This window comes from Streptococcus oralis subsp. dentisani (assembly GCF_002096685.1).
GTDB lineage: Bacteria > Bacillota > Bacilli > Lactobacillales > Streptococcaceae > Streptococcus > Streptococcus oralis_AD.
In genome coordinates this window covers 38,840-50,534 of record NZ_NCVA01000034.1, presented here as the reverse complement: position 1 = coordinate 50,534, position 11,695 = coordinate 38,840, and the positions used below count along the sequence as shown (strand labels likewise).

General features: G+C 41.0%; 7 protein-coding genes. All 7 read right to left on the bottom strand.

The annotated features are described in order from the left end of the window. Positions 1 to 4,695 (bottom strand): SHIRT domain-containing protein (locus B7705_RS00880; RefSeq protein ID WP_084946925.1); only part of this gene is annotated, 4,695 nt, incomplete at its 3' end. Positions 4,696 to 4,899: 204 nt separating this feature from the next. Further along, positions 4,900 to 5,715 carry an endonuclease/exonuclease/phosphatase family protein gene (locus B7705_RS00875; protein ID WP_084946922.1) on the bottom strand — a complete coding sequence of 272 codons (816 nt, stop codon included), beginning with the start codon at positions 5,713 to 5,715 and terminating at the stop codon, positions 4,900 to 4,902. A 51-nt stretch (positions 5,716 to 5,766) separates the two neighbouring features. Further along, on the bottom strand, positions 5,767 to 7,953 hold the full coding sequence (locus B7705_RS00870; RefSeq protein WP_000974084.1) for a PTS transporter subunit IIBC: 2,187 nt from the start codon (positions 7,951 to 7,953) through the stop codon (positions 5,767 to 5,769). 216 nt (positions 7,954 to 8,169) lie between these two features. After that, positions 8,170 to 9,096: a permease-like cell division protein FtsX gene (gene ftsX / locus B7705_RS00865; protein WP_084946932.1), complete on the bottom strand. Its 927-nt coding sequence runs from the start codon at positions 9,094 to 9,096 to the stop codon at positions 8,170 to 8,172. Next, positions 9,089 to 9,781, bottom strand: a complete 693-nt coding sequence (gene ftsE, locus B7705_RS00860; protein ID WP_084946920.1) for a cell division ATP-binding protein FtsE — start codon at positions 9,779 to 9,781, stop codon at positions 9,089 to 9,091. Before ftsE ends, ftsX begins: the two co-directional genes overlap by 8 nt. A gap of 18 nt (positions 9,782 to 9,799) precedes the next feature. Then, a protein-coding gene (prfB, locus tag B7705_RS00855) for a peptide chain release factor 2 (protein ID WP_096753628.1) occupies positions 9,800 to 10,895 on the bottom strand; the annotation gives its coding sequence in 2 pieces (ribosomal slippage) (positions 9,800 to 10,822 and positions 10,824 to 10,895; 1,095 coding nt in all). 111 nt (positions 10,896 to 11,006) lie between these two features. Then, on the bottom strand, positions 11,007 to 11,663 hold the full coding sequence (locus tag B7705_RS00845) for a CBS domain-containing protein (RefSeq protein WP_084946917.1): 657 nt from the start codon (positions 11,661 to 11,663) through the stop codon (positions 11,007 to 11,009). Positions 11,664 to 11,695: the final 32 nt, after the last annotated feature.

Sequence of the window (11,695 nt, the reverse complement as noted above, 5' to 3'; positions counted from 1 at the left end):
TGTCTCACTCTCGAAGCGGTAACTTGCTTGATACTTCTTAGCTTCAAAGGACCATTTCCCTACAAACTCTACATCGGCCTTGTTGACAACGACGCTAGCTGCGTCGTAACCCTTGAAGGTCCATGTGCCGTCGTTCACTGCGTCGGTGTAAGTAGTTTGGGATGGTTGTTGAGCGGAAACAGAGGCACCATTCACATAAGTTGCACTGTCGCTTGGAGTCAAGGCTGCGATGGCTGCTGGAAGAGTCTTACCTGCTGTCTCGCTCTCGAAGCGGTAAGTAGCTTGGTACTTGTTAGCTTCAAAGGCCCATTTCCCTACAAACTCTACATTTGACTTGTTGACCACAGCGCTAACTGCGTCATAGCTCTTGAAGGTCCAAGTACCATCGTTCACACTATCTGTGTAAGTGGTTTGGGATGGTTGTTGAGCGGAAACAGAGGCACCATTCACATAAGTTGCACTGTCGCTTGGAGTCAATGCTGTGATGGCTGCTGGAAGAGCTTGACCTGCTGTCTCGCTCTCGAAGCGGTAAGTAGCTTGATACTTGTTAGCTTCAAAGGACCATTTTCCTACAAATTCAACATTAGCCTTGTTGACTACAGCGCTAGCTGCGTCATAACCCTTGAAGGTCCATGTGCCATCGTTCACAGTATCTGTGTATGTGGTTTGGGATGGTTGTTGAGCGAAAACAGAGGCACCATTCACATAAGTTGCACTGTCGCTTGGAGTCAAGGCTGCGATGGCTGCTGGAAGAGCTTTCCCTGATGTTGCGCTCTCGAAGCGGTAAGTTGCTTGGTACTTATTAGCTTCAAAGGACCATTTCCCTACAAACTCTACATTTGCCTTGTTGACCACAGCGCTAGCTGCGTCATAGCCCTTGAAGGTCCAGATGCCGTCGTTCACAGTATCTGTGTATGTGGTTTGGGATGGTTGCTGAGCGGAAACGGAGTTACCATTCACATAAGTTGCACTGTCGCTTGGAGTCAATGCTGTGATGGCTGCTGGAAGAGACTTACCTGCTGTCTCGCTCTCGAAGCGATAAGTAGCTTGGTACTTGTTAGCTTCAAACTTCCACTTACCTGTGAAAGTCAAATCAGCTTTTTTCACAATCTTACTTTTGGCATCGTAACCAACGAAAGTCCAAGTACCATCGTTCACATCATCTTTGTAAGTCGTTGTAGTCAGCTCTTCTGGTACAACTTTTTGCGTGTTGTAATAGCTTGAGCTATCTTTTGGTGCTTTCTTCTGGATAAATTCAGGCAAATCAACACCAGATGTAACACTTACAAAAGTATAGCTTACATGATGCGGTCTAGGCGTCACTTCCCAGATACCAGTAAATGTCACACGCTTGCCATTATAGGTCACATTCTTCTGATCGTAACCTTTGAAGGTCCAGACATAGTCTTTTTCTTCTTCAGCTACTGATTCTTTAGCAGGTTGTTTGGCTACAATGGTGTCACCAACCTTATAAGAAGCCTCATCATTTGGAAGTATTCCCAAAATACTTTGTGGCAATGGAACACGTGCGTCAGAAGATTTGAATACATATTCTGGATTTGGAGTAGGCACCCAGCTTCCAAGGAAAGTCTGTCTGCCCTTTCCTACAACAATTTTTTCTTTATCGTATCCTGCAAATGTCCAAGTCACTTTATTCGCTGTATCAACATAAGTCGTTTCACTTGGTTGTTCAGCCAGAATTTCCTTAGGATATAACTTGTAATCATAAGGATTTTTCGGAGTCAACTTGGTGATATGATCTGGTAATGCGAAAGCAGGATTAGTTGATTGGAACTGATAATCTATACCATTTGGCGTAAAGCTCCAAGCTCCTGTGATGGTCTTCACTTTCGTACCTGCAATGGCTTTTCCGTATTTATCCGCATCAAAACCATGGAAGGTCCATGTACCTGTCGGAACAGTTACTGTGGTGGTGTCAAGTTTGCTTGCATCTTTGTAATCATCAGCTCGTGCAACGAAATCAGTGCCAGCTGGAAGCATATCGCGAATCTTATTTGGAAGAGGGTAGGCAGGAGTCGAGTTAGTAAATTTATACTCTAATCTGTAGATGGTATCAGTCTGATTGGTAGGAACCAAAATCCATTTTCCTTTGAAGAGGACGTCTGCGTTCTCTACTGTTTTCACACGTGGAGAAATAGTCGTATTATCATCTTCATAGTAGTCATCAAATACCCAAGTCCCTCGGCCATCAGGATCCTCAAATCTTGTTTTAGACGGCATTTTAACGCGAGCTTTTTCACCCTTGACAAATTCTCTTTCGTAAGTGATTAAATTATACAAAGTTGATGGCGGATAGATCGTTTGACCAGAATCATCTTTTGAATCTGTATAGAAGTCATAATAAACACTACGCTTGGTCGGTTCAAAGACCCAGTGGAGTGTGTAAGTAGAGTCCTCATCATCAGATGGTTTTTCTATCTTCTCAGGAGCAATAAACTTCCATGTACCATCATTATCATCATCTGTGTATGTATAGAAACTTTCAATGGCATATCTAACATTATCAGAATAATCTTTCGGAGATGTCGTGATAGGAGCTGGAATTTGTGCCTTCAGATCATCTGGAATAGCCTTCCCTAGGGTATCACTGACAAAGTCAAAGGAAACAGTCTTATCTCTGTGTGGTGTGAAAGACCAAGTACCTGTAAAGAGAACTTTATCTTGATTAACTACCTTGCTATTAGCGTCATAGCCATCAAATTTCCAAGTACCCTCGTTATCAAAGTCCATGTAGGTCGTCTCACGTGGATATTCCGCAAATACAGTTTCGCCATTTTTGTAAGTATTTGTATTACTTGGCGTCAAGGCCTTAACTGCAGCTGGTAGAGATCGACTAGGATCTGAGCTAACAAATTCATAGTTTTCTGAGTACTTATCCGCTACAAAAGTCCAAGTACCTGTAAACCTAAGGTTCCATCCTTTATGATCCCACTCACTTACTGGTTTTTTAGTAAAATCGTAGCCTGTAAAGGTCCAGGTACCCTTGTTAACTGCATCATAGTAGGACTCTTGAGTCGGTCTAACAGACTGAACCATCTCACCTTTCGGGTATTGCTTTCTCTTTGCATACTCCCATTCAGGCATATCTACCGGCTTCAGATTATTGATCTCAGCAGGTAGTGCTTTGCCAGCAGTCCCACTGAGAAACTCGTAAGTCGGTTTCCGAGGAACCCCTTTAAATACAAACTCCAATGGTATTGTAACTTTTGGTATTTCCCCATATGTAGCCGCCCGCTCTAGTTCACGACTGAAGGTTAAATCTACTACATCTTCCTCAAAGGTCCAATTTCCTTCATTTTCCGCATCATAAAAAGGTTTGTAGAGATTTTGAGCTTCATCGTAGCGATGCAAGGCTGCTAGCGTATCCAGTATATCTTTAGGTAAATACTCATCACGTTTATCAAACTGATTGAGAGAAAGCTTGTAATCGTATAGCTTACTTTCTAGATCTTTTATCTCCTTAGGAAGAGGTAATTTATATTCGTCACGTGAGGTCTTAGGACTACTTGGTAAATGATAAAAATTCTCAAAATCGTGCTGGTTCATAGGTTTGTAGGATACAGTGACATCCTCAAAGTATTTCCAAGTTCCTACGAACTCTACATCGCCATTGTTTGCCACTTTACTTGGAGCATCAAAGCCAGTCAAAGCCCAATAGCCTTTTCGGTTAGGATATTCTTCTGAAGTATAAAAAACATAGTGAAATTCTTGTGCTTTTACTACTTCACCCTCAGCAAATCTTCTTTTATCTTCTGGGCTCCAATTTGCAACATAAGATGGCAAAGTTTTTCCAGGTGATCCATTAACCGATCTATAGGTAGCCTTGTATGGTGTTGGTGTATACTCCCACTTCCCTGTGAAGAAAACATCATCTTTATCAATCACCTGACTATCATAGTCATAGCCCTTAAAGGTCCATCTACCACTTCCATCATTCTCTACATAAGTTGTTTCAGTTGGCTGGATGGCCTTTACTTTATCGCCCTTTTTGTAGATTTTTGTGTCTTCTGGCTTCAAGTAGTTCAGACCAAACGGAACCGTTTTTCCTGGTGTAGCACTTTCAAACTCATAAAGTGCCGAACGAGGAGTCTTATCCTTGTCTGGGATGAACTTCGGATTTTTATCACGAAGACCTGAATTGACAAAAGTCACGAGATTGCGATAAACTTTATCAATTTCTTCTTGCTTTGTCGCAGTTTGAAGCACACCATCGGCAGCTGTCATTACACCATTCAAGATTTCTAGACTATCGTCTGTCTTACTTGAAAAGTCCTTGCTACGCAACTCTTTGAGGTAGTTCTCCAAAGTGCTCTTATTGAGACTAGCATTTGCTGGAGTTGCTTGAGCAGTGGCTGCAGCTGGCTGACTTGTACCTGTAGCTGGCTGAGCATTTTTGAAAACAGTCGAATCTGTTGCTTGACTTGTCTCTGTCGCAGCAGGTGCAGCAGACTTCAAAGCAACTTGGCTTTCTTTCTGGGATTCTGCAGAAGAGACCACCGAGACCTGACTCTCTGCTTTATTCTCCACTTGTTCAGTAGCCGTAAGCTCATCAGCTTGAGCTACCTGAGCGACTCCAAGCGCCGCAGGCGCAAACAAAAATCCAATCGCAAGTGACACAGTAGCAACTGACAATTTGCGGATTGAATATTTTATCTTTCTATCCTGAAAAAACATTCCAGTCCTCCTTTTATTTCATAATTTCATTCTATCATAAATAGTTAATATTAGCGATTTTTTTTTGACCGTAAATTTTTAAAAACTTATTTGTGTATATTTCCTCATAATATACAAATATACAAAAAGCTCCTTCTCCAAAATAGTAATTATAGAGATTTTTGTAAAAAAATGAAAGGAATCGCTCCCTTTCATTTTTTGCTTTTATTTCCAATTTAATACCGCGTTCAAACCATAGTGGTCACTGACCTGTGGACTATTTTGACCATCAAAAACCACATGTAAGCTTTCTACTTCTAAGTCTTTTGTCGTAAAGACATAGTCAATTCGAAGCGGTTCGGTATTGCCTTTCCAACCATCAATTTCTGGTGGAACTGTATAGCTACCGCTTCTCTTTTTAGCGACCTCAAAAGCATCTTGTAACTCTAGAGGACTTGCTAGGATAGCTTGGTAACCTTCCTGTCCAGCTGGATTATTGAAATCACCTGCTAATATTAGTGGTTTGTTTAAATCTTTCAGTACAGCCTCAAATCGTGCCCATTCTTCCTGAAAACCTTTATCCCACCAAGAGAGATGGACGCTTGCAAGAGCAAGCTCCTTTCCTTCAACCTCTGTCTCAGCCAAGGCAACACGGCGAGTATGGTAGTCTGTTGGATCATCTACATCCGAAACCAAAATCTCACGTGCTTTAATCGGTGTCTTAGATAAGATAGCAACCCCCTCATGGTAGCGATCATAACCAATATGGTTATACGCCCAAGTCCAGTAATAGCTTCTTCCTTTCTCAGACAATTTCTCAACCAAAAGTCTAACATAGTGGTCTTGATGAATGGGTTCTGCCGCTGGTAAAGCTTGATAAAGATGATCAACCTCTACCTCAGGCGAAGTAATTTCTTGATTGATTTCTTGGAAGCAAATCAAATCATAGTCTTTTTCAAGAATATTTTGGAGCAAGAGCTGGAATTTTTCCTCTGCTTCTTTTTCCATCCAACTATGAGTATTGAGTGTTAAAAATTTCATGCTTTTCTCCTAAAACAAGAGGTTGGAAAACAGCTTCCAACCTCGAGTATATTACAATTCTACTTTAGCAACTGCTGTTTTAGCTGCAAGAGAACCTGTTTGTTCTAATTTAACTGATTTGATAGCATCACCATTTGTAAAGACAACCACTGTTGATGTTTCACGACCTGCTGCACGGATAGCATCCAAGTCAGCTGTAACAAGAAGATCACCTGCTGCAACCTTTTGTCCTTCAGAAACGTGAACAGTAAATGGTTTTCCTTCAAGGCTTACAGTATCCAAACCAATATGAACAAGTACTTCAAGACCTGATTCAGTAACAAGTCCAAGTGCATGTTTTGTTGGGAAGATACTTGATACAGTACCTGTAACTGGAGATACAATGTTTCCATTTGCTGGTTCTACTGCAAAACCATCACCCATCATTTTTTGAGCAAAGACTGGATCTTTCACTTGTTCCAAGGCAATAACTTGACCGTCAGCTACTGAGTAAACTTCCTCAGTTACACCTTTAAAATGTACAGTATTTTTTTGAGCTTCTGTCATTTGGCTTGGAAGAGTTTCAGGAATTACTTCACCTGAGTCAAGGATGTCTTGGATATCAGATTTCAATACGTCAGCTTTTGGTCCGTAGATAGCTTGGACACCTTGTCCTTTCATGACAAGACCCATAGCGCCTTCTGCTTTCCATTGTTCCTCAGTACCAACACGATCTGCATCCTTAACAGTTACACGAAGACGAGTCATACATGCATCTACATCTACGATGTTTGCACGACCACCAAGAAGGTTAATGATATTTACAGCTTGAGAAGCTGCTGCAACTTTTGTTTCTCCTGGAGTTGCATCTTCTGATGCTCCTTCAGCAGTTTCATAGTTTCCGTTACGTCCTGGAGTTGCATAGTTGAATTTCTTAATCATGAAGTTGGCAATGAAGTACATGATGACTGCAAAGAGGACAGTTACCCAGATAAAGTTAATGATATCCATACCAAGACCAGCGTTGATAGCTAGCGGAGTACGAGTCAAGAATTCAATTGAACCGAATGAGTGCACACGAAGGTGAACAATATCAGCCATAGCGAAGGCAGCACCTTGAACAACAGAATATACAAGATAAAGAGGTGTTGCAACAAACATGAACATGTATTCGATTGGTTCAGTAACCCCTGTCAAGAAAGTTGCAAGAGCTGTTGCAATCATCATTCCTTTGTATTGGTGTTTCTTGTCTGCTTCAACATTGCGGTAGATAGCAACGATGACACCCATCAAGATACCGAATGAACCGATCATTTGACCAACTTTGAAACGAGCTGGGTGAACAGTATCTAACAAGTGTTGGTATTGACTAGCATCAGTACCTTTAAGGTTTACAAGGTCTGTTACCCATGCAAGCCATAGTGGGTCTTGACCGAATACTTGAGTACCTTTAGCTGCACCAGTTAAAATGTCATAAGTACCACCAAGAGCTGTATAGTTCATTGGGATAGTCAACATGTGGTGAAGACCAAATGGCAAGAGCAAACGTTCCAAAGTACCATACAAGAATGGTGCAAGAACAGGTGCTGTTTCTTGTGAATTGGCAATCCAGATACCAAAGTTGTTGATACCTGTTTGAACAACTGGCCAGAAAGCTGCAAGTACAATTGCTGCAATAGCTGAACGAAGGATGACAACGAATGGTACGAAGCGTTTCCCATTGAAGAATGAAAGCGCATCAGGAAGTTTACGGTAGTTGTAGTATTTGTTAAAGGCAGTTGCCCCTACAAAACCAGAGATAATCCCTACAAAAACACCCATGTTCAATGCTGGTGCTTCAAGAACACTGATGAAGTAATCAGAAACTTTGATTGAGCCTCCAAAGAGGGTAGTGACCATAGCCTCAGGGTTTTTCAGCATATCACTTGTAACTCCAAAGATAGTACCAGTGATACGGTTGATTAAGATAAAGGCAAGTCCTGCTGCAAATGCACCGCCTGCACGTTCTTTAGCCCAGCTACCACCGATAGCAAGAGCAAACAAAATATGAAGGTTACCGATAACTCCCCAACCGATTTGCTCAAGAATTCCACCTGTAATAACAAGTGGGGCAAGATTTGGGTCAATCAATGCAAGCGACTTACCGATTGAAATCATCAATCCAGCCGCTGGCATAACAGCGATAACCACCATCAATGCCTTACCGAATTTTTGCCAAAATTCGAAAGACAAGACATTTTTGAATGTATCTTTCATCATTCAAATCTCCTTTATATTTTTTAGGCAAACGTTTTACGAAAACGTTTGCACTTATTTATAATTCAATTATACCACTTTATTTTTTTTTGTAAAGGCTTTTATAAAAAAATTGTCTACTTTTTTTAATTTTTAAAAGGAAAAAGAGAAGTTTACGAAAACTTCTCTTTAAAAATGTTTTGTTTTTCTGTTTTTATCTCAATTTGCATTTATATCCAATTAGATTTTCAAGAATCGACGCATCGAAATTCCTGAACCAATTGAACCAATGAAAATTCCGATTACAAATAGTAGAACTGTCATCAAAGGGACAAACACATCTGGCGTAATCATTGATAAGTTTTGGCCTACCAAGGATTTATTGACCGATTGATAAACGATATTGTAAACAAAGAATACAAGAACTGAGGGAATCGCTGCGCCAAGCAAGCCAATAAAAGCACCTTCTAGCAAGAATGGGCCACGGATATAACCATTTCTCGCTCCAACAAGACGCATGATCTGAATCTCACGACTACGTGAAATAATGGTGATACGGATGGTATTGGAAATGAGGAAGACTGCAATAAAAATCAAGAGTCCTGCAATAACCAATCCCCAAACACGGATAAAGGAAGCCAGTTCGAAAAGTCGTTGAGTGTTGGCTCCACCATCTTGAACCTCTGATACTCCCTCAATTTTCTTCGCTTCTTCAGCTACTGTTTTAACATCACTTGGAGAATTTGTATCGACGATATAGGCATCATAGAGAGGATTTGCATCCCCTTCAAAGACTTTCCAATCGTCACCCATGGTTTCCGTTAATTTTTCATACTGTTCTTCTTTACTTGAGAAGGTAACACTTTTTACAGTAGGCATAGCTTTCAAAGCGTCATAGACCTTGTGGTAGTCATTATTGGTAACTGTCTGACCTTCTTTTTCAATCGTTTCACTGTTATCTGCTACATCCTTACGAATGTAGACCATAACACGAACGTTGTTTTCAATATCGGTAGCCAGTTTTGCTGTATTAAAAATTACAGATGCAAACAGGGCAACGAGCGTCAAGGTAATCATAACCGAACTTACTGCTGCTACTGTCATCCAGCCATTTCGTTTTAAACTTTTTAATGATTCAAATAAATGGCGAAAAAATCTACTAATCATCGTATCCATATTCTCCTTTAGCTTCGTCACGAACGACACGGCCGTTTTCAATGGCAATGACACGGTGGCGCAAGGTATTTACGATTTGGCTGTTGTGGGTCGCCATCAAAACAGTTGTACCTTGAAGATTGATGCGTTCCAACAGATTCATAATTTCCCACGAATTATCTGGGTCCAAGTTTCCTGTTGGTTCATCCGCAATCAATACTTTAGGATTGTTGACAATCGCACGGGCAATCGCAATCCGTTGCTGTTCTCCACCTGAGAGTTCATTCGGGAAAGAACGAACCTTGTGTTTTAAACCTACTAGGTCCAACACTTCCATAACACGTTTTTTGATGTTACGGCGATTCTCTCCGATAACTTCCATTGCGTAAGCAATATTCTCATAAACAGTTTTCTTAGGCAAGAGTTTGTAATCTTGAAAGACTACCCCAACACTGCGACGGAGTAGAGGGATATCTTTCTTCTTGATTTTAACTAGATTAAAGCCTGCTACTTTCAAACTACCTTTTTCGACTTTTACTTCACGATACAAGGAACGAATAAAAGTAGACTTCCCTGCCCCAGAAGGACCTACGATGTAGGCAAATTCTCCTGGTTCAATACTAAGAGAGACTCCACGAAGAGCAGTCGTTCCGTTATCGTATTTTTTGACAACATCTCGCATTTCAATGATTGACATGTGAGTTCCTTTCTATTCTTAGCTGATTCGCCATTTGAGATAGGCGTCGATGAAACCATCAAGATCTCCATCCATGACCTTATCTACCTGAGCAACTTCAAAGCTCGTACGGTGGTCTTTTACCATGGTATAAGGTGTGAAGACATAAGAACGAATCTGACTTCCCCAAGTGATTTCTTTTTTCTCACCTTTGAGGGAGTCGACTTCCGCAGCTTTCTTTTCTTGCTCCATCTGATAGAGCTTGGCTTGCAACATCTTCATAGCACGATCTCTATTTCCATACTGGGTACGATCGACTGTCGATTGAACGACTGTCCCCGTAGGAATGTGTGTCAAACGCACACCTGTTGAAACTTTATTGACGTTTTGTCCACCAGCACCACCTGAACGGAAGGTATCCATTTTGATATCATCTTCACGGATTTCCACTTCGATGGTATCGTCCAACTCAGGCATAACCTCAACGGATGTAAATGAAGTATGGCGGCGTTTGGCAGAGTCAAATGGTGAAATACGTACCAGACGGTGAACACCCATTTCTGACTTGAGAAGACCGTAGGCATTAGGACCTTCAAAGGACAAGGTCACAGACTTGATGCCCGCTTCATCACCAGCTTGGTAATCCAAGACTTCTACTTTAAAGCCTTTTGCATTCCCATAACGAGTGTACATACGGAGCAACATATCACCCCAGTCCTGAGCCTCTGTACCTCCAGAACCTGGATGGATTTCCAAGATGGCATTATTATGGTCATAAGGTTCTGACAAGAGAAGGGTCATCTCGTAGCTGGTCATCATCTTATCCAGTTCTGTCAACTGTTCGACCAATTCATCATGGACTGACTCATCTTCTGCTAAAAAGTCCAATAAAATCTCAACTTCATCCTGCAATTCTTCCATTTTACGGAAGGTGTTGTAGGTGTTTTTTAATTCATTTAATTCTTGCGACGTTTTTTGGGCCGCGATATTATCGTTCCAAAAATCAGGTTCTGTCATCTTGTTTTCCAAGATGGCAATCTCTTCCTCTAGTCCTTCGAGGTCAAAGAGACCCCCTGAAAGAAGCTAATTTTTCACGATTTGCGTCAATTTTTTGACGAATTTCTGAAATGTCCATAAATACTCCTTTATTCACATCGTTTCATTATACCACATTCTCTCATTTCTTTCCATATTTTGCTTGTTATTTCAAATTGTATACAAAAAAGAGGGTTTTCACCCTCTATATTTATAACTTTTTAGCAGAGGTTCGAGCAATCTCCTCTACTTGGATACCTTGCACTTCAAATTTCTCCTTCAGGAAGGTTAAATCAATCGTCCCATCAATTTGAACTTCAATCACGACCTTACCATCCTTGCGAGGAATATTGACTGTGTGTGAAATATTCAGATTTTCTTCTACAATCAAGGTCACAATCTTGCCCAAAACCCCGACTTCATTTTCCGTAATAAACCGAACACGAATTCCTTCCTCGCCGTAGCCAGCGATTTCTAGAAAGGCTTGAAAAACATCACGATCTGTAATCACACCATAAACCTGTTGATTGTCCACAACTGGAAGAATACCGATCTTATTCTTCAACATGAGATAGGTCGCATCTTCTAGACTAGCATAACCTGATACTGTGATGACATCCCGAATCATGACGTCTTTGACTTTGGTCTTATTGAGAAGATAATTCATCTCATAGATGGAGAGACTGGTTGCTTTAGACGGACTGGCTTCAGCAATAGTTCCTTCTGTTACAAGACCAACCAATTGGTCATTTTCGATAACAGGTAAACGGTGCAAGCCTTGCTCGCGCATCAAATCTGCTGCATGTGCTACAGTCGTATCTGGACTGATATAAACTACCTTGCGGGTCATAAAATCTTTAACTGCCATGAGACTTCTCCTTCTTTATTGCTACTATAATT

Bases quoted from the DNA above. Each gene is read 5' to 3' on its own strand.
- B7705_RS00875 (WP_084946922.1), bottom strand. From the start codon at position 5,715: ATGAAATTTTTAACACTCAATACTCATAGTTGGATGGAAAAAGAAGCA.
- B7705_RS00870 (WP_000974084.1), bottom strand. From the start codon at position 7,953: ATGATGAAAGATACATTCAAAAATGTCTTGTCTTTCGAATTTTGGCAA.
- ftsX (WP_084946932.1), bottom strand. From the start codon at position 9,096: ATGATTAGTAGATTTTTTCGCCATTTATTTGAATCATTAAAAAGTTTA.
- ftsE (WP_084946920.1), bottom strand. From the start codon at position 9,781: ATGTCAATCATTGAAATGCGAGATGTTGTCAAAAAATACGATAACGGA.
- B7705_RS00845 (WP_084946917.1), bottom strand. From the start codon at position 11,663: ATGGCAGTTAAAGATTTTATGACCCGCAAGGTAGTTTATATCAGTCCA.